Source organism: Pseudomonas sp. 8Z (genome assembly GCF_902506535.1).
In the GTDB taxonomy this organism is placed as follows: domain Bacteria; phylum Pseudomonadota; class Gammaproteobacteria; order Pseudomonadales; family Pseudomonadaceae; genus Aquipseudomonas.
Map to the genome: position 1 here is coordinate 250,836 of NZ_LR733825.1, position 18,456 is coordinate 269,291.

Below are 18,456 nucleotides of genomic sequence, written 5' to 3' on the forward strand. Positions count from 1 at the left end.
TCAGGGGCCTGGTTTGGGCGCAGCGGCCGGGGCGCGGGCAGGGCTATTGAGGCTGATGCGCTGCACGGTGAAGGTCTCGGTCATGCTTTGCTGGATGATTTGCTCGCCGTCCAGCACGGCCACCGCCAGGTTGTGCTCACCACGGGCGATGTCGTTCAGTTGCAGGTTCGGCGTGGTGCTCGCCTGACCGTAGGGTTGGCCGTCGAGGATCAGGCGTAGACGATGGCCGGGTTGCAGGCCGGGCTGGATGTCGACGCTGACACTAAATGTGCCGTTGTTGGCACGCATCGCTGCCTCATCAGGCAGGCCACGCAGGCGTAAAACGCTGTAGCGCGCCTGGGCTTTTTGCTCGCTCGATGGCATTGCTGGCGGTGGATTCGGTGTCTTCATCTCAACGGTATTGGTCGTGGGTAGCTCGACGCTTTCGGCGGCGGTGCCGTCCGGTGGTTGATTGGTGAAGACCGTATTGCCTTTGGCATCGGTGTATTTGTAGATCTGCGCGCTGGCCGGCAGGGCCAAGGCGAGCAGCAGACAGACGAGTAATGGGCGCATGGGCCGATCCTTCCTCGGGCGATGCGCTAAGCCTTGCACTGCCTGTGCTTCCTGGCAAGCGTGGGGCGCTTTGGCTGTGAGCTTTGCCTGCAAAACCAGGGGCTTTCATCAGAAGGGTTCTTCGCATTCTCGGGGGAGTGATTGGTCGATACTGGACTGGCAAGTTTGTGTGTTGGTTGTTTTGATTTCAGTTCTGAATCGCCGCGTTCTTGTTGATGTCTTTGGTTTCGCCTTCCCAGGCGAGTTACTTTGCGGGCAAAGTAACCAAACCCTCCGCCCGTTCATCCGGCCCTCGCTGCGCGAGGGTTCGCTCACTCCATCGCCGTTCCAGAGGCCCGCCACGATGGGCCATCCATGGCCCTCCGTGGCTCTCGCGACATCCTGTCGCTCGACCTCTTCCACGACGATTCCGTTCGCCCTCCTGGGCGGGCTCTGCACGCGCCTGAACCTGCGGTAACTCAGGTGTAGCAGGGAGTGCTCTGGTAAGAGCAATAGCAAACCGCTGTGGTCGTCGAATCAAACCCATAGTTTCAGGCGCGCGAATGGCCCCTTCAGGAGGGTGAGTGGAATCGTTGCGTAGAGTGGTGAGCCGCAGGGATGCGACGAGATACCGATGGCGGCCCCGCGAAATGGGCCAGGGACGGCCCATGTACGCCGACCCTCGGAGCAACGATGGGGCGAAACGTAGCGAAGCGAAGTAACAGCCGAAGGCTGGCCTGAAGGGCGAGCGAAGCGAGTAACGAAACCCCGGCGAAGCAGGACGGGGGCGCCTAGCTCGGATGTCAGGGCCAAGACCTTTTGCCTTCTTTTGTGGCGTTTGACAAAAGAAGGTCGCCGGGAGGCGAAACGGGAACCATCAGCGGAGCGCGATAAACAGCTTTACACCAAAAACCAAGGCACGCTCACGCAAACTTGCCAGTCCGGTCTCAAGCAAACGCCCCCCGCACATAATAAAAAAGCCCCGCTAGGCAGAGCCGGGCGGGGCTTTCGAGTGCGCCGCACGAGGCGGCGCAGACTGGCTTAGACGCTGTAGTACAGGTCGTATTCCAGCGGGTGTACGAAGGTACGGACTTTGATTTCTTCTTCGGACTTCAGCTCGATGTAGGCATCGATAAAGTCGTCGGAGAACACGCCGCCCTTGGTCAGGAACGCACGGCCCTTGTCCAACTCTTCCAGGGCTTCTTTCAGGCTGCCGCAAACCTGCGGGATCAGCTTGCCTTCTTCCGGCGGCAGGTCGTACAGGTTCTTGTCAGCGGCATCGCCGGGGTGGATCTTGTTCTGGATGCCGTCCAGGCCGGCCATCAGCAGAGCTGCGAAGGCCAGGTACGGGTTGGCAGCCGGATCCGGGAAGCGCGCTTCGATACGACGGGCTTTCGGGCTGGAAACGTACGGAATACGGATCGAGGCGGAACGGTTGCGAGCCGAGTAGGCCAGCATGACCGGCGCTTCGAAGCCCGGAACCAGACGCTTGTAGGAGTTGGTCGACGGGTTGGTGAAGCCGTTCAGGGCCTTACCGTGCTTGATGATGCCGCCGATGAAGTACAGAGCGGTCTCGGACAGACCGGCATAGCCTTCGCCTGCGAAGGTGTTCTTGCCGTCTTTGGAGATCGACATGTGTACGTGCATGCCCGAGCCGTTGTCGCCGTACAGCGGCTTCGGCATGAAGGTAGCGGTTTTGCCATAGGCATCGGCTACGTTGTGCACGCAGTACTTCAGGGTCTGAACTTCGTCAGCCTTGTTGACCAGGGTGTTGAACTTCACGCCGATTTCGTTCTGACCGGCAGTGGCCACTTCGTGGTGGTGAACTTCGACGACCAGGCCCATTTCTTCCAGGGCGTTGCACATGGCGGTACGAATTTCGTGGTCGTGATCGACCGGCGGAACCGGGAAGTAACCACCTTTGACGGCTGGGCGGTGGCCTTTGTTGCCGCCTTCGATGTCGCCGTCGGTCATCCAGGAGCCTTGTTCGGAGTAGATCTTGAACATGGAGCCGGAGATGTCGGACTTGAACTTAACTTGGTCGAAGATGAAGAACTCAGGCTCCGGGCCGACGAATACGGTGTCGCCGATACCGGTGGACTTCAGGTATTCCTCGGCGCGCTTGGCGATGGAGCGCGGGTCGCGATCATAGCCTTGCATGGTGCTCGGTTCGATGATGTCGCAGACGATGATCAGGGTCGGCTCTTCGGTGAACGGATCCAGAACGGCGGTTTCATCAACCGGCGACAGGATCATGTCGGAAGCTTCGATGCCTTTCCAGCCATGGATGGAGGAACCGTCGAACATTTTGCCGTGCTCGAAGAAATCTTCGTCCAGGGCGTCACGGGCCGGCATGGTCACGTGCTGCTGCTTGCCCTTGGTGTCGGTGAAGCGCAGGTCAACCCACTTCACGTCGTGTTCTTTGATCAGTTGAACAGCCTTAGACATGTTTTCCTCCAGATGGAAAAGGCTCTTATCGATGAGCCTCGAATATGCGGTGAAGCCCGGCGGGATAGTCCGTCAGGGCGACCTGCCTCACAAGGGAGCAAATTGCATGCCAGTGCCCTGTAATGGACGGAGCCCCGGAAAGTCAGGCGTTGCGCGGTCTGCGCGCATTCTTTGTGTATTGTTTTGCACCAGATTGATCCATTGAAATATCGAAGAGCACTCTTATGGTGCATTAAGGTTGTTTGGCAGTATTTTTGGTCAAAGCTTGAACAATTTCCGCTATAATCCGCGCCCCTGTTTTTCCGCTGCCTGTTCGGGCGCTATTTCATGAAGCTGATCGTTAAAGTTTTCCCAGAAATCACCATCAAGAGCCGCCCGGTGCGCAAGCAGTTCATTCGCCAGTTGGGGAAGAACATTCGCGCCGTGCTGCGCGACCTCGACCCTGCGCTGCGGGTTACCGGTGTCTGGGACAACCTGGAGGTCGAGACTGACCTCGACGATCCGCGCCTGCTCGAAGAAATGACCGAGCGCCTGCGCAACACACCGGGCATCGGTTTGTTCCTCGAAGTCAACGAATACCCGTTGGGTGATCTGGACGACATCACCGAGCACTGCAAGCGCCATTACGCCGAGCAGTTGCCGGGCAAGATCTTCGCCGTGCGCTGCAAACGCGGCGGCAAGCATGCGTTTAGCTCCATCGATGTCGAGCGCCATGTCGGCTCGCGCCTGCGTCGTGAGTGCGGTGCTGCAGGCATCGATCTGAAGACGCCGGACGTTGAAGTGCGTATGGAAATTCGCGACCAGCGCCTCTTCGTGGTGCATAACCGTCACGAAGGCCTTGGCGGCTACCCGTTGGGCTCGCTGGAACAGACCCTGGTGCTGATGAGCGGCGGCTTCGACTCTACCGTGGCGGCTTATCAGATGATGCGTCGCGGCCTGGTCAGCCACTTCTGCTTCTTCAATCTTGGTGGTCGTGCCCACGAATTGGGCGTGATGGAGGTAGCGCACTATATTTGGCAGAAGTTCGGCCGCTCGCAGCGCGTGCTGTTCATCAGTGTGCCGTTCGAGGAAGTGGTCGGCGAGATTCTCGGCAAGGTCGACAATAGCCAGATGGGCGTTATTCTCAAGCGCATGATGCTGCGCGCCGCCACCCGTATCGCCGAGAAACTGCAGATCGAAGCGCTGGTGACCGGCGAAGCGATCAGCCAGGTATCGAGCCAGACCCTGACCAACCTCGCAGTCATCGATTCGGCCACCGACATGCTGGTCATGCGTCCGCTGATCGCTAGCCACAAGCAAGACATCATCGACACCGCCACGCAGATCGGCACCGCCGAGTTCGCCAAGAACATGCCCGAATACTGCGGTGTGATTTCGGTCAACCCGACCACTCGTGCGCGCGGTTACCGCATCGAGAGGGAAGAAACGCAGTTCGACATGGCGGTGCTTGAGCGCGCCCTAGAGCGTGCCACGCAGTTGCCGATTGACCGGGTGATCGACGAGCTGGGCAAGGACATCAAGGTCGAAGAAGTCAGCGCAGCGCTGGCCGGGCAAATCGTCATCGACATTCGCCACCCCGATGCTGCCGAGGACGAGCCGCTGGAGATCCCCGGCATCGAAGTGCAGGCGCTGCCGTTCTACGCGCTGAACAACAAATTCAAGGAACTGGATGAGAACCGCCAGTACCTGCTGTATTGCGACAAGGGTGTGATGAGTCGTCTGCACGCCCATCACCTGCTGAGCGAGGGGCACGCCAATGTGCGCGTTTATCGTCCGGCATAGAACGCCGGGGCTCAATGGCGGCAGCATCCGCCATCGCCCTCCCGACAGCGCTCGGCACTGAACAAGGCGTCGGCCTATTTTTGTAACGACCTGCCTGTAACTTCCAATCCTGATTTTTCGCGTTGGGCCTCGCGGCCCGGCCCACTCTACGAGACCACAACTGTGATCGAAAAACTGCGCAACATCGCCATCATCGCCCACGTCGACCATGGCAAAACCACCCTCGTCGACAAACTGCTGCGTCTGTCCGGCACCCTCGACCGTAAAGAAGCGGAAAACGAGCGCGTCATGGACTCCAACGACCAGGAGAAAGAGCGCGGCATTACCATTTTGGCCAAGAACACTGCGCTGAAATGGGGCGACTACAACATCAACATCGTCGACACCCCCGGACACGCCGACTTCGGCGGTGAAGTGGAGCGCGTGATGAGCATGGTCGACTCCGTGCTGCTGGTAGTCGACGCCCAGGACGGCCCGATGCCGCAAACCCGCTTCGTGACCCAGAAGGCGTTCAAGGCCGGCCTGCGTCCGATCGTCGTGGTCAACAAGATCGACCGTCCGGGCGCGCGTCCTGACTGGGTCATCGACCAGATCTTCGACCTGTTCGACAACCTCGGCGCCACCGACGAGCAACTGGACTTCCCGATCGTCTACGCCTCGGCCCTGAACGGCATCGCCGGCATGGATCACGAGAAGATGGACGACAACATGGACGCCCTGTTCCAGGCCATCGTCGACCACGTACCGGCACCGGTTGTTGACGCTTCTGGCCCGTTCCAGATGCAAATTTCCCAGTTGGACTACAACAGCTTCCTCGGCGTAATCGGCATCGGCCGTATCGCCCGTGGCACCATCAAGGCCAACAGCCCGGTCACCGCCATTGGCGCCGACGGCAAGAAGCGCAACGGCCGTATCCTGAAGATCATGGGTCACTCCGGTCTGCAGCGCGTCGAAGTACAAGAAGCCCAAGCCGGTGACATCGTCTGCGTATCGGGTATGGACGAGCTGTACATCTCCGACACCCTGTGCGACCAGAACAACGTCGAGGCCCTGCCGCCTTTGACCGTCGACCAGCCGACCGTGAGCATGACCTTCCAGGTCAACGACTCGCCGTTCGCCGGTAAAGAAGGCAAGTTCGTCACCAGCCGCAACATCAAGGACCGTCTGGAAAAAGAACTGCTGCACAACGTCGCCTTGCGCGTCGAGCCGGGCGAGACCCCGGAGAAGTTCAAGGTTTCCGGTCGTGGTGAGCTGCACCTGTCGGTACTGATCGAAACCATGCGTCGCGAAGGCTTCGAGCTGGCCGTAGGCCGCCCGGAAGTGGTGATCATCGAGAACGAAGCCGGCGAGAAGCAGGAGCCGTACGAGAACGTCACCATCGACATCGAAGAACAGCATCAGGGTTCGGTGATGGAGCAGATGGGCCTGCGTAAAGGCGATCTGACCAACATGGTTCCCGATGGCAAGGGCCGTATCCGCCTGGAATACACCATCCCGGCGCGCGGCCTGATCGGCTTCCGTAACAACTTCCTGACTCTGACCTCGGGCAGCGGCATCCTGACCTCGACCTTCAGCCACTACGGCGCGATCAAGGCTGGTGAAGTGTCCAACCGTCAGAACGGCGTACTGGTCTCCATGGCCACCGGCACCGCGCTGACCTACTCGCTGGAAACCCTGCAGGCGCGCGGCAAGCTGTTCCTCGAGCCGGGCCAGGACATCTACGAAGGTCAGCTAGCCGGCATCAACAGCCGTGACAACGACCTGGTGATCAACCCCACCAAGGGCAAGAAACTCGACAACATGCGTGCCTCGGGCAAAGACGAAGTCATCGCCCTGGTTCCGCCGATCAAGTTCACCCTCGAGCAGGCGCTGGAATTCATCGCCGACGACGAGCTGGTGGAAGTGACGCCGAAGTCGATCCGCCTGCGTAAGAAGTACCTGAACGAGAACGACCGCAAGCGCTTCGAACGCGCCAAGGTCTAAGAGCGGCGGTAAGCCTCAGGCTTTAAGCTGCAAGTGAAAAAAAGCCCCGCCAGAGCGATCTGGCGGGGTTTTTTACTATTTGGGTACCTTCGATGGGTCGTGTACACCGGTGTCACTTGTAGGAGCGAGCTCTGCTCGCGAAGCCTTTGCAGCCGGCCTATGGATTATGTCGCCCCGTCCTCGCGTTCCTCCTTTGCGCGCTTCAGTTCGCGATACTCGCAGTAATGCTCATAGGCCGCTTTGGCGACGACGGCCAGGCCAATGGTGGCGAGGATATTTTTCAGCATGCTGTTACTCCTGTCTGTCGAGGCGGCTAATCGTGGCGGCGCTGCAGAAAATCATTGAGGCGAGTCCTCATGATCTCGGTGCGAGTGGCCGCACGGCATTCCAGCGTTTCGTTGCTGCATTTGGGGCAATGGCTATACCAGTCGACTCCCATCACCAGGCAATCGCTCAGCGGAATCGTGGTGCCGTGCCAATCGCAAACATTACAAAGAAAGGTGCGCGGCTGGGGTGGTATTGGCATTAACGAGATCTCCCTTACTCGATGTGGGAGTACTCTGCGGCAGGTGCGCGACAAATGGTGTCGTGGTGTTTGCCTGATTAAATCAGTGCAAGTCCATCAGCTTCCTTTGATATCGTTTGGCTATCATTCAAAGGAGGCGGTATGTCGTATCAGGAACTCAAGCAGCGCCATCGGCAGGAGCGTGACGCTCAACACTCTAACCTGCGTCTGCGCATCCATCGCGCCCTGAGCTGGCTCGATAGGGCCGAACAGGCTGACGACCTTGATGGCCGCTTTATCTTCCTGTGGATCGCCTTCAACGCGGCCTACGCCACCGAAATCGACGACCAGCAACGACTCTCCGAGCAGGAAACCTTCAAGGCCTTCTTGCAGAAGCTCTGCACGCTGGACAAGGCCAAGCGCATCGACGATCTGGTCTGGCAGGAGTTCTCCGGCAGCATCCGCGTACTGCTGGATAACCCCTACGTGTTCCAGAGCTTCTGGGAGCACCAAAGCGGCAAGATCGACGAAGTTACCTGGAAGAACCGCTTCGCCAGTGGCAAACGCGCGGCCCAGCAGGCGCTGGCCAGTGGCAACACACCGGCATTGCTCGGCGTGTTGTTCAACCGCCTGTACACCTTGCGCAACCAGCTTATCCATGGCGGCGCCACCTGGAACGGCTCGGTAAACCGCAACCAGCTACGCGACTGCACGAGCCTGCTGAGCAAGCTCGTGCCGCTGATCATCGAGTTGATGATGGATAGTGCGGATACCTTGTGGGGGGATGCTTGTTATCCGGTGGTGGAGGGGAGGTGACTGAGCCTAGTCGTTAGACTTGTTTGGCTAGTGCATCGCTGGCAATGATTTGCAGTTGTCGGCATCCGTCTTGATTCGCTTGGATGAACGCGTCCCAGGTCATTGTTTGGTGATAACGCAGTTCGTACTGTTTATCGACCCGGCAAGCGTCCGGCCGTTCGTCATAGATGCGGCACCCAGGGTTGTCTTCGTCTAGGTGCCGACACACGCCATCGCCGCGATCCATCGCGGCGGTTTCAGGAAGCAGATGCACACGCCGACAGCATTCCATGCAGCGGTTGCAGCTAAAGGCCTGGCGGGTTTCAGGCATATTCGCCCATGGCTGCCTGGCACTGAACCAATCTCTCACGATCCTCGCTGAGGTGGCGCTGATCTTGGTCAAGGCTGCCGCGCAGGCTCTGCAGTTTGTCCTTGATCTCAGCGAAGCTGGTCTTTAGGTGTGTATCGACCATGGCATTCAGCGACTGCGAGAATTCCCAGGCGGTCTCATCGGCGAACGCGCGAATAGCTTGGTCGCGGCGTTCGCGCTCCTGGGCTTCCTGCTTAATTTGTTCGTTCAGGCGCTGTTGCTCAGGGTCGCCAGCGAACGCTGAATACAATGCACTGCCCACTTGAAAGGCAATACTGAGCACCGGGATGACCTTGCCGACAATCTGCTCGGCAACCTTGCCCATGGTGACTGGGCCAACACCTTTGAACAGTGTTGGCAGCCATTCTTTACCAAGCTTCAGTACGCTGACGACGTGTTCGGCCTTGAGCATGCCGCTTGCCTGACGGACACCTGACTCAAGCAGCGTGAGGTCGATACCCTGCGACTCGGGCAACTGCCCCGCTTTAGCTTCCGGCGCATTCAGATCTGGTGCGGCATTAGCACTGTAGGCCTGACGTTGTACTTGGACCTCCCGAATGACATCGTCGAGCATCTCGGCGGCATCTAGAGCAAGGCGTGTGAGTGCGTCTTCAAGTTCACTACAGATCTGCTGGTTGGCTTGATCAATCAACTGCTCGACCCTATCTTGAGCAACTTCGATGTTCTGGTTCAAGGCGGTGATAGTACTTTTACCAATGTAGGCGGCCTTGGCGTCGATCAGCGATTTCAAGCCCTGGCGAATATCGATTTCGCGGCGGGCGATCTCGCTGTAAAAGCGATCCAGGCGCTTGAGCGAGCTTTGATCCTGCTGTTTATCCAGCTCGGCAACTGTTGCATCGAGAAACTTGCGTAATTCGGTGGCGACCCGCGCGACGATTTCCTTTTGCTCCACCGACGCGAAGAAGCCCGCCAGATCGCTTTCAAATTTCGGGAAGCCCGAGCTGTTAAGCAGGTTCTGCTTGTTCTCAAGCTTTGCCTTCAGTGCGGAGCGGGCGTTGACCTCGACAATCGGGATATGCGCAAGCACTTGCTGGTTGCCCGCTTTTTGCTGAATACGTTCGCGCAGCTCGTCTTTGATGCGTGCAAGGTCGATGGGGTCGAAGCGGTTTTTGCAGTTGAGCACCAGAAAGATCATTTTGCCGGCAAGTACCAGCTCCAGCAGCACATCGAGGGTTTTTTCCTCCTCTACCACGCCCAGTGGATTGACCACGAAAACCACCACATCGGACTGGATTAGCTGCTCACGTGTGATGGCCTCATGCTCAAGGGGGGCGTCTATACCCGGCGTGTCGAGCACTTCGAAGTCACCCCAGCGGTAGCCCTGCACGCGCGCGGTCTCCGGCACGTCTGCCACGGCAGCCATCTCTTGGCCGAGTAGGGCGTTGATCAGCGTGCTTTTACCTGCGTTGTAGACGCCGTACACCATGATGCTTGCGCCGACTTGGGCCTTCTTGGCCCTGCTCAGTTCGCGAATGCTGGCGACAGCATTCGGGTTGTAGGTTTCACACAGGCCATCTACCTCGTCGTAGAGAGCCAGCAGTTTTGTCATTGGGCCAGGTTGGTTCATTGTGCGGTGCTCGTTTCAAGGGTATTGAGTGCCTGACGCAGGCGCTCCATTTCGATGTTCAGGACTTGGCAGTATTCGAGCATGGAGTCTTGCAGGGGGGCGTAGATGCCCTGCACTTGCTCGTTCAGGTAGGCTGGAAAGGCATTGGCGTAGTGCTCAATGGCTGCCTGACGTTGTTCTTCTTGGTTGTCGCCAATGACCACGCTGTGTTTAGCGAAAACCGCCTCTGCGCTGCGACCGATCATGCTTGCGGCCCCGCCCAGCGACGCCCCGGCTGCGGCCCCGGCGGGGCCACCGATGAGAAAGCCGATGGCTCCACCTAACAACGCCCCGCCGGTGCCCCAGGCAGTTTTGGTGCTGCTGCGCGTGCCGCTGATGTATTCCTTCTCGACCGTGACTTCCTGGTATTCGGGAATAGCGCCGAGGCGGCTCGTGTCGAAGGCGCGTTGCAACGCATTTTGCTGGCTTTCACCAATGCTCTTGATGGCCTCGCCAGTCAGTTGGCTAAGCAATTTGGTGAGTTGCTCGCGTAGCTGTGGCTGTAGATCGGCTGGGCTGGGGTTATTGAACAGTTGGTTTACGAAGCTGCGCATCTCGGTAACGCCCTTCTGGGCTAGCTTGCGAAGCTCGCGTTCGACTGCCTGGTTCTGTGTTTGGATCTGCTGCTCGAACGTCTCGGTCAGTTCCTTGATAAGGGTCAGGTCGTCGCAGGTTTCCCCTACAGCCTTGCGCAGGTTGTTTAGTGGCGTGGTCAACTTGAGATTGAGGCCTTCGCCTTGCGAAAGTGTCTTGAGGGTTTGGAACAAGGTACCTACGCCACTGTCCTGCAAGTGCGAGGGATGACGTTCGGCGAAGCGCGTCGAGATCGGCAGAATGCGGACGTGTTCGGCAGCATCCCGTTGCATTGCCACCAGGTTGTTGGTGACTTCCTGGATTTGCCGTTGCTGCGTTGCCTTGGGCTTCATTAATACTTCGGTGACGAGTTGCCCATCGTCGTCCTCGTCTTCTTCAGTGATATCGCTACCGGTCAGCAGGATCATCAGCGAGCGCTTGCCATCCAGTAGGCTGCCGACCTCGCTCATGTCGGATTGGCGGCCTGGGGCTTGCGAGTTCATGGTGTAGAGAATGAGGTCGGCCTGGTCGACATACTGGCGTGCCAAATCGCCATTGGCCGCATTGGTCGAATGCAACCCAGGCGAGTCGACCCAAGTGAAACCGGGCAGTTTGAAACCTTGGATCGAACTGGTGGCCTCAGTGGCCCCGACCCTGAATTGCCTGGAGTTGTATGCCTCACCTTCCTTGTCGCCGCTGGCGACATCGGTGCGAGCATGGGAGAAGTAAGCAGGTTTCAGTTGTGCCTGGTCTTTCAGTTGGGAGGAGGGCTCGCTGTGCCCCCATGCGACGTAGTTGCCTAGTGAGCTTTTGCCAGATTTGACCTTGCCGTATACGAACACCAGCAGGGAATCGTTGAAGTTTTCACGAAACGCGGCACCCTTCGCACGCGCATCGGCGCGTTCTTCCCAGACGCGGAAGTAATTTCCCAGGCGCGATGCCATTTGTGTGGCACCGTCTTTGAGCGGGTTCTTGGCGCTGATTGTGCTGGCCATGCTTTCGGCCTGCTTGCTCACCCTTTGTACAAAGCCCGAACGCAGTGTGTCGAAACGCTGCTGGGCCTGAGCGAGGTCGTGTTTTTTGCTGGAAAACTGGTCTTGTAACTGTTCGAAGACCTGCATCAACTCATCGCGAGTAACAGTGCTCATTGATCGATTACCCTTGAAGGAGAAGTTGACGCTTCAATTGCTGCAGGCGCTCGATGCGCTCCTGGGCTGCCTGCATCTGGGCGAGTGCTGCCAGGTCACTGGCAGATGCCTCGGCAGGTGCGGTGATGGACTCCAGCAAGTTCACGCCTTGCATGAGTTTCACGATTTGTGAGCCTTCCAGGGTTGTAGAGGCTTGGAGAATGGCTTTGATTGTCTTGCCATAGTTTGATTTTGACGACGCTGTACTGCGCATGAGTTGTTCGAGTTGATCGCCTGTGACCCCTGCAAGCGTCAACTGGGTCATCTTGCTTATATCTTCTGAGGCGGGGTTGTGTTTGTCCGGCGGAGCGGCCAGTGTCGAGGCCGCACCCCTGAGGTTTGCTTTGAGTTGCTCGCGCCGCTCTTGCTCAAATGACTTGATACGTGTCTTGAGTTTTTCTTGTTCGCGCTGAACTTTGGCTTCCTGCTCTTGCTGGAGTCGTTGGCTGTTGTCGTCGCGCGTGGTGCTGCTCGAAGACGAAGGGCTGTCATCACTGACTGCTTTGGCAATGGCGGTGACGGCGGCGACTGCCGCAGCGCCGATCAACCAGGGTAGAGGCATGGCAAGTCTCCTTACTTGAGGCTATCGAGTTTAGTGCGGGCGTTTTGCATGTCGGTTGTATGGGTCTTGAAGGTTCGGCGAGCACCATCGAGTTGCTCGATGAAGGCTTCGGCCTTGACCACATACGGTTCGGTAATCTGCGCTATCAACTTGATCTCTTGTGCTATCGCTGCGTCGATACGCTCGCAGAGCGCCTGGGTGCGTCTTGCCTGGCGCTGTTTTCGCGCGTTCACCAGCGAGTGGGTAAGATTGTTTGAAAGTGCTTTCAGATGCAGCGCCAACTGCGGAATACCGCTCTTCTCGCAGAGCCCTTGCTTGTTTTTTTCGACGCCGCTTTTGAAGCGGGTGTTGGAAATGACGAAGCACTCGGGGGCTGTGCCCAAATGAATGAGCGCCTGCCGTTCTATTGTGCCCTGCACGGTCGCTAGATCGGCGTCTTGTAGTTTGTCTAGCTGGCTGATGACCAGTACCACACGCTCGCCGACGTCCTGGCCATAAGCATTACGCAACTGGTCGAGCAGGGAGACTTCTTCTTGATCCAGTTCACCGGGTGGTGCATGGACGAACAGCACGACATCGGCGGTATCGAGGCCTTGTTCTGCCTGTTGGGTATCGTCCTTGTCGTAGCCGAGGCCAGGAGTATCCACTAGCACGTAGTCATCCAGCTCCAGCGTTTGGTTCATGCGAGTGATGCGTACATCGCCAGTGAGGAAATGCTCTTCACTGGCGTGGCCGCTCAGCATGTTCAGTAGAGAGCTTTTTCCTGCCTTGACTAGGCCCCAGGCGGCAATACGGGGCTTGACGGGGGAGGCGTCTTTGCACTGACTGGCAAACAGTTCGCACTCTGCCTCCAGTGCATTAAGTTGCGTGGTTTGATCCATTAATCAGCGTCTCCTGTCGCATGACTGTTGTTGCAGTGCATCTGCCCACTGCAAGGTTTCGGCTGTTGCATATGGTTATTACAAAGTGCTGTTTGACTTCTCGTAGGGCCTTATTTAGGGGGCGGCACTCGAGGTATCTATCTCCGGTGCAAGCATCGCTGTGCCAATGCAAGCATCATTGCTTGAAGCCTCGCTCGTTACCCCAATGCACTCGCGCAAAAAAGACCACTGCCACTGTTGGTATCAAGGCCGAGTAGCCAGGTTTCAATGCCGTCTTAAAGTTGGTCATCCAGCGGCCGTTGATGCGCTTGCCCAACAGGCCAGGTAATGTCGGCAGCATGTTCCAGCTTGCCAGTTGTGTGACATTGAACATCTCACCGCTGGCGGCCATTGTTTTTGAGGTTTCTACCTCTGTTGAGGGGAGCGGAGCCTTGACGTATGAGGCCAGTGTCAAGCGCTCGGCCAGTGCGTCTACGTGGCTGAAATAGGTGTTTGAAGGCATGGCCTTGACTGCGTTAATGGGCGAGAAGCTAAAGGCGTGGCCTTCCGGGAATGCGTTGTCGAACACTTGTCTAATCAGTAATGCCTCTAGCTCTACGACGGCACCGCACTTTTGTCGCTCATTACACAGGCCGAAGTGCTCGACCAGCATGTCCAGCAACATGGCGTAGGTTATGCCCCGGCCTCGCACGAAGTTGACCATGCAGTTGCCACCCAGATGCTGTATTTCTTGGATGAACGAGTGCAGCGGCTGTTTCTCGTCGATTTTCGTCCAACTACTGGTTTTGAGATGTTTGATGCCTTGGGCTAGTACATCTTTGGGGGCTCTTTGGAGTAGGCCATGCAGTAAGACGTCGTAGCTCGTGGAGTCTTGTTGTTGGGGCTGGCCGAGTTGTTGGCCGTTAAAGCCAGCAAATTGCGTACGCACGAGCACATCATGCAGTTTCGGCCAGTAATCCAGGTGGCCGAACTTGATCATTTCGACGTTATCGAAAGGTGCCACTTCATGCCGCCCCATGCACTTTTCATCGGCATTGAGCAGTAACACGGCGTCTGACTTTGAGTAAGCGTTAATCACACGTTCTGCTGTGTCGTTCAATGCCTGCGCTTCGTGAGCTGACACTTCCACCGCCGCAGCCATCAACAGCACGTCATTGATGATGAGATCACACGCATCGTGGTTCTGAACCAGTTTGCGTAGCGCGCTGATTACCACTCGCCCCCCCAGAGAGTGACCGACAAGGTTTACATGGGTGACGTAGGGGTAGTGTTCTAGCAGGTATTCACCTAACTCTTCGAGAAGGGCTTCACCAGCGACGTTTGCGCGCTTGCGCGCCATCGCGAAATGCACGGCCCGATCCCCGGCGAACGCCGCAACCGTTGCGGCTGGGTGCAAGCGTGAAGCGCCGTAGATGACATTGCGCGACAGCTTGCCGAATGAACCGAAGTGGCTGGACTCCCAAAAAGCCAGGAGGTTGATGTCTGTGTTCAGGGCCTGTGGGATCTGGCTGATAAGGAGTGCGCGGTCGCTGAAATTGTGGCCTGCGGAATAGCCGTGAATGAAGACATTAGCGGTCGTGGTAGTGCCATTGACGGATTGAGTGGTGAAACTGAAGTGTTGAGGTTTCAAGCGCGAGAGCTCCGTGCAGTTGCGCGATCCATTGAGGCGACAATGTTCGTCTCGGTCAGGTCGTCACGAGGGCCTGGCAGGATATGAAAGTTGAGCCGGTTACTCATGAGTAGCTCGCTGCCCTCTTCAAAGCCAGCGTTTGCCGATAACGATGATTAACTGCAGGCACAGAGCTACGCAGGTCAACACGGCAATGATCTTGGCGATGCTCAGAGCAATGTTCTCAAGGTCACCAGATATAACTCCCAGGGCAAGTCCAAGGCAGGCGATCAGGCCAGAGATCATTAATAGGCCGATATAGGGGCGGAGTAACCGTGATCTGGCGCCGCGCTCGATAACGCTTGAGACCAGCCCTAGTACGATCAGAAAAACAATGATGCCGACGATAATTCCCATGGTTTAGCGTTTGCTGTCCTTGGTGAAACTGTGTGTGGCTTGAATGAGGCTGTTTCCGGTCAGATGAGGTGCTGCTGATAAAGCGTGGTAGTGAGGGCCGTTCTTGCCTTGATCGCATCGACCCACTCCTGCGGCTCCCACACCCGCACGTTCTCCCCCAGCCCAAACACCCACCACAGCGTCTCCTGATCATCTGGAACCACAGCCTGCAGGCGTTGCCAGTCGCTGTCGGGTAATGCCTCCAGGCTTTGTTCCGGGCTCAGTGGGGTTTCGTTAAGTAGCCAGGCGATTTGTGGAGAAACATCCGCAACCAACTGCACTTGCTGGATGGGGGCTTCACTGTTGAGTTGTTGGCGGATGTAGGCATCAACCTCGAAGTCAGGGCGCGCGCGGCTCGGGGTGTTCAGGTATTCGGCCTGCTGGATGCGGTGCAGGGCGAATTGGCGTAGGTCGTCGTAGCCGTCGACGCTGGCGATCAGGTAGCTGATGGAGTGGCGCGAGATCAGCCCGGCCGGGTGGAGCAGCAACTGTTTCGCTTCGCCCTTGCTGCGGCTTAGGTAGTGGATGCGCAGTTGTTTGCGTTCCAGCAGGGCGGCGGAGGTTTGTTGCCAGACGCTCTTGTCGATGTCAGCCGGTAGCAGTGCCTTGCCGTTGGGCAGTGCCCGCACGCTACGCGCCCAATGGCCGAGATGGTTTTGCTCTAGTTCGCCCAGGTAGTTACGCGCTTTGTTGAATTGCGGCCCGAGCAGGTCGAGCACGCTTTGTGGCAGCAGGTTTTTCAGGTGGCCTTCGGCGAGGTAGAGCGCCAGGGCGGTGGCTGGCTCCATGTCGCGTAGATCCAGCGGGGCGTTCTTGGCGTGGCTCCATTGCTTGCGCCCGCCTTCTTCTTCGTCGATTAGCGAGAACGGCCCAGAGAGTCGTTGCAGGTCGCGCTGCACGGTGCGCAGGTCGACGGAGAAGCCGCGATCACGGAGTTTCTCGTGCAGCGTCGGGGCGGTGCTGTAGCGGGGGTGTTCAGGTATCAGGCGCAGCAGGCTGAACAGCCGCAGCAGCGTGTCTTTTGCTTCGGGCATGACCAACAACCTTGTTTAATTGATCCTTTCGCCGGGGAACCGGCGTCATGCTGTCGGCAGTTTAATCGCTAATAGTGGCGATGTGCTAGTTGCTTGTGCATGGATCAGCTATGTGTGTTCCGTGAGTCTGCAACTGCTGGGCGACAATTTGTGTCGCGTGTTGATAGCGTGCTCTTTCTTGGTCTTTCGAGCGCCAGGCGGGAGAGAGGATCATGATGCACGGCCGTCGCAATAAGTGGCGGCTGGTGCTCTGTGGGAGCGGGCGGTGTGAAAAATCGCGGCTGAAGCCGCTCCCACAAGAGCAGGTCGATCAGGTACGGAACACACCCAGCCCGCTTCTCAGTGCGCGTGCGGTGTCGCCGAGTTCGGCGGCGGAGTCGTTGATTGCGTCGACATCCAGGCGGGTGTGTTCGAAGGCGTTGCGCATTTGTCCAAGGCGACCGGACATGTCGGCTACGGCGTGCTGGATATGCGCGCTGCTGGCCAGGGTCTGCTCGACGTTGAGGTGCACTTCGTCCATCTGTCGTACTAGGGCGTCGAGCGCGTCCAGGGCTTCGTCGGCGTTGCCAGCCAGGACGCGTGAGTGTTCGGCGGTGCTGCCCATGCGCTGGGCGATTTGGCGGATGGCGCCGGTAACCTGGTCGATTACTGTGTGGGCGTCGGTCAGTACGCTCTGGGTCTGGCTGGCCAGCTTGCGCACTTCGTCGGCTACTACGGCGAAGCCGCGACCGGCTTCACCGGCGCGAGCGGCTTCGATGGCGGCGTTGAGGGCCAGTAGGTTGGTCTGTTCGGAGATGCCGGCAATCATTTGCAGCACTTGGCCGATCTGCTGCGCTTCTTGGCTGAGGCGGTCGAGGTCACCTGCCAGCTCGATGTTGGAGTGGGTGCTGCTGTGCACGTCGGTGATCAGGTGTTGCAGCTCCTGGTGGGCGCGGCTGAGTTCGCTGCTGGTGCGTTCCAGGTTGCTGCGCACGGCGCCGGCGTGGTTGGACGATTCACCAGCGGCATGTTGGATGGAGTGGCCGTGCTGGTCGACGTCGGCCAATTGCTGTGCGGCCTGTTGCAGTTGCTGGGTGATGTCATCGGCGCGGCGCAGGAATTTCTCCGCCAGTTGTTGGTTGCTGTCGGCCATGCCCAATGCGCCGGAAAGTGTCTGCCGCAGGTCCTGCAGCAGGCTGGACAGGCGCGTGCCCATTTGCCCCAGTTCGTCGTTGCTGGTTACCGCCAGCGGGCGTGAGAGGTCACGGTTTTGCGCGATCTGGTTGAGCTGGCCGGTGAGCTGGCGAATGGCGCGTACGAGCATCTGTGTGGCCAGCCAGGACAGCAGCAGGCCGATAACCAGTGTCACCGCGCCGATCAGCAGCAGGCTGTACAGGCTGTCGTGGATGGCTTGGTCGAGGCTGCTGAGGGTGACGTCGACGCCGACGACGTAGGGTTGGCCGCTGGCGGTACGCATGGGCAGGAAAATCGAGCGGAAGTTGCCGTAGCTGTCGGTGTATTCGTCGAACTGGGCTTGGCCGGTGCGGGCGGCCTGTGCCACGGCGGGGCTGGCGTCGCTGTACTCTTCCAGGTGATTGCCGTAGCTGCCTTCGGCGATTTCCTGGGCGCTGGCTGCATCGGACAGATAGAACGAGCGACCGGATGCATCGACCAGCAGGGTGTAGGCGAACTTGAGGTCAACGTCTTGAACGAATCCACCCATGCTGCTCAGTTGCGCCATGTACTCGCCTTCGCGCAGGCCGTCGGTAGTGCGTGAGCGCTCCAGGTAATCGTTGCCGAGCAGGCGGGGTACGGCATGGGCCGCAGCGCGTAGGCGGTTATCGACCTGCTCGCGGATGTCGTGTGCTTTGGCGTACTGGGCATAGCCAATGAAGGCCGCGATGCTGATGAGGTTGACGAGGGTGAAGGCCAGCAGAATCTTGGTCTGCAGGCCGATGGAGCGGAACGAGGACATGAGTGGAGATTCCAGCCGTGAGGGTATCCGGCTGCCATTGCGGCGCCGGGTAGTGTTGTCCGGCTAATGTGCCACAACTGGTGTGGCTAATGGCCATGTCTGAGCATTAAATTTTTGTGGGCCGCAGACAACAACCCCGGCGTTGTGCGCCGGGGTATG

14 protein-coding genes and 2 pseudogenes are annotated in these 18,456 nt (G+C 58.3%); 3 read left to right on the forward strand and 13 right to left on the reverse strand.

Annotated elements, in window-relative coordinates:
* Both AERO9A_RS05440 and glnA read right to left on the reverse strand, forming a co-directional pair.
* Complete coding sequence (locus AERO9A_RS05440; protein ID WP_159970913.1) at positions 1-552, reverse strand: DUF4124 domain-containing protein; 552 nt, start codon at positions 550-552, stop codon at positions 1-3.
* Between the two features lie 1,020 nt (positions 553-1,572).
* Complete coding sequence (gene glnA / locus AERO9A_RS05445) at positions 1,573-2,979, reverse strand: glutamate--ammonia ligase (RefSeq protein WP_159970914.1); 1,407 nt, start codon at positions 2,977-2,979, stop codon at positions 1,573-1,575.
* Positions 2,980-3,306: 327 nt separating this feature from the next.
* On the opposite strand from glnA, the gene thiI reads away from it, so the two are divergent.
* Together thiI and typA are read left to right on the forward strand one after the other, a co-directional pair.
* Entirely contained in the window at positions 3,307-4,761 is a 1,455-nt protein-coding gene (gene thiI, locus AERO9A_RS05450; protein WP_159970915.1) for a tRNA uracil 4-sulfurtransferase ThiI, read from the forward strand.
* A gap of 162 nt (positions 4,762-4,923) precedes the next feature.
* Positions 4,924-6,744: a translational GTPase TypA gene (gene typA / locus AERO9A_RS05455; protein ID WP_159970916.1), complete on the forward strand. Its 1,821-nt coding sequence runs from the start codon at positions 4,924-4,926 to the stop codon at positions 6,742-6,744.
* 164 nt (positions 6,745-6,908) lie between these two features.
* On the opposite strand, the gene AERO9A_RS22430 is transcribed toward typA, so the two are convergent.
* Complete coding sequence (locus AERO9A_RS22430; protein ID WP_256665869.1) at positions 6,909-7,031, reverse strand: hypothetical protein; 123 nt, start codon at positions 7,029-7,031, stop codon at positions 6,909-6,911.
* 380 nt (positions 7,032-7,411) lie between these two features.
* On the opposite strand from AERO9A_RS22430, the gene AERO9A_RS05460 reads away from it, so the two are divergent.
* The gene (locus AERO9A_RS05460) at positions 7,412-8,065 is read left to right on the forward strand and encodes a HEPN domain-containing protein (RefSeq protein ID WP_159970917.1); all 654 of its coding nucleotides are present in this window, start codon (positions 7,412-7,414) and stop codon (positions 8,063-8,065) included.
* A 13-nt stretch (positions 8,066-8,078) separates the two neighbouring features.
* Here the strand turns inward: AERO9A_RS05460 and AERO9A_RS05465 are convergent, their stop codons facing one another.
* From AERO9A_RS05465 to AERO9A_RS22720, 10 genes and pseudogenes are all read right to left on the reverse strand, one after another.
* Positions 8,079-8,375, reverse strand: coding sequence for a YkgJ family cysteine cluster protein (locus AERO9A_RS05465; RefSeq protein WP_159970918.1), 297 nt, complete (start codon positions 8,373-8,375; stop codon positions 8,079-8,081).
* Positions 8,368-10,002 carry a GTPase gene (locus tag AERO9A_RS05470; RefSeq protein ID WP_159970919.1) on the reverse strand — a complete coding sequence of 545 codons (1,635 nt, stop codon included), beginning with the start codon at positions 10,000-10,002 and terminating at the stop codon, positions 8,368-8,370. The genes AERO9A_RS05465 and AERO9A_RS05470 overlap by 8 nt, the downstream gene beginning before the upstream one ends.
* Positions 9,999-11,762, reverse strand: coding sequence for a dynamin family protein (locus AERO9A_RS05475; protein WP_159970920.1), 1,764 nt, complete (start codon positions 11,760-11,762; stop codon positions 9,999-10,001). Before AERO9A_RS05475 ends, AERO9A_RS05470 begins: the two co-directional genes overlap by 4 nt.
* 7 nt (positions 11,763-11,769) lie before the next feature.
* On the reverse strand, positions 11,770-12,363 hold the full coding sequence (locus tag AERO9A_RS05480) for a hypothetical protein (RefSeq protein WP_159970921.1): 594 nt from the start codon (positions 12,361-12,363) through the stop codon (positions 11,770-11,772).
* Between the two features lie 11 nt (positions 12,364-12,374).
* Entirely contained in the window at positions 12,375-13,244 is an 870-nt protein-coding gene (locus AERO9A_RS05485; RefSeq protein WP_159970922.1) for a GTPase, read from the reverse strand.
* Positions 13,245-13,419: 175 nt separating this feature from the next.
* Positions 13,420-14,874, reverse strand: coding sequence for a DUF726 domain-containing protein (locus AERO9A_RS05490; RefSeq protein WP_159970923.1), 1,455 nt, complete (start codon positions 14,872-14,874; stop codon positions 13,420-13,422).
* A gap of 126 nt (positions 14,875-15,000) precedes the next feature.
* The gene (locus AERO9A_RS05495; protein WP_159970924.1) at positions 15,001-15,270 is read right to left on the reverse strand and encodes a hypothetical protein; all 270 of its coding nucleotides are present in this window, start codon (positions 15,268-15,270) and stop codon (positions 15,001-15,003) included.
* A gap of 59 nt (positions 15,271-15,329) precedes the next feature.
* Positions 15,330-16,343, reverse strand: coding sequence for a YafY family protein (locus AERO9A_RS05500; protein WP_159970925.1), 1,014 nt, complete (start codon positions 16,341-16,343; stop codon positions 15,330-15,332).
* Between the two features lie 310 nt (positions 16,344-16,653).
* A pseudogene (locus tag AERO9A_RS22715) lies at positions 16,654-17,172 on the reverse strand (methyl-accepting chemotaxis protein); the annotation flags it as partial.
* Positions 17,173-17,508: 336 nt separating this feature from the next.
* A pseudogene (locus tag AERO9A_RS22720) lies at positions 17,509-18,297 on the reverse strand (HAMP domain-containing protein); the annotation flags it as partial.
* Between the last annotated feature and the right edge of the window lie 159 nt (positions 18,298-18,456).

Bases quoted from the DNA above. Each gene is read 5' to 3' on its own strand.
- AERO9A_RS05440 (WP_159970913.1), bottom strand. From the start codon at position 552: ATGCGCCCATTACTCGTCTGTCTGCTGCTCGCCTTGGCCCTGCCGGCC.
- glnA (WP_159970914.1), bottom strand. From the start codon at position 2,979: ATGTCTAAGGCTGTTCAACTGATCAAAGAACACGACGTGAAGTGGGTT.
- thiI (WP_159970915.1), top strand. From the start codon at position 3,307: ATGAAGCTGATCGTTAAAGTTTTCCCAGAAATCACCATCAAGAGCCGC.
- AERO9A_RS22430 (WP_256665869.1), bottom strand. From the start codon at position 7,031: ATGCTGAAAAATATCCTCGCCACCATTGGCCTGGCCGTCGTCGCCAAA.
- AERO9A_RS05460 (WP_159970917.1), top strand. From the start codon at position 7,412: ATGTCGTATCAGGAACTCAAGCAGCGCCATCGGCAGGAGCGTGACGCT.
- AERO9A_RS05465 (WP_159970918.1), bottom strand. From the start codon at position 8,375: ATGCCTGAAACCCGCCAGGCCTTTAGCTGCAACCGCTGCATGGAATGC.
- AERO9A_RS05470 (WP_159970919.1), bottom strand. From the start codon at position 10,002: ATGAACCAACCTGGCCCAATGACAAAACTGCTGGCTCTCTACGACGAG.
- AERO9A_RS05475 (WP_159970920.1), bottom strand. From the start codon at position 11,762: ATGAGCACTGTTACTCGCGATGAGTTGATGCAGGTCTTCGAACAGTTA.
- AERO9A_RS05480 (WP_159970921.1), bottom strand. From the start codon at position 12,363: ATGCCTCTACCCTGGTTGATCGGCGCTGCGGCAGTCGCCGCCGTCACC.
- AERO9A_RS05485 (WP_159970922.1), bottom strand. From the start codon at position 13,244: ATGGATCAAACCACGCAACTTAATGCACTGGAGGCAGAGTGCGAACTG.
- AERO9A_RS05495 (WP_159970924.1), bottom strand. From the start codon at position 15,270: ATGGGAATTATCGTCGGCATCATTGTTTTTCTGATCGTACTAGGGCTG.
- AERO9A_RS05500 (WP_159970925.1), bottom strand. From the start codon at position 16,343: ATGCCCGAAGCAAAAGACACGCTGCTGCGGCTGTTCAGCCTGCTGCGC.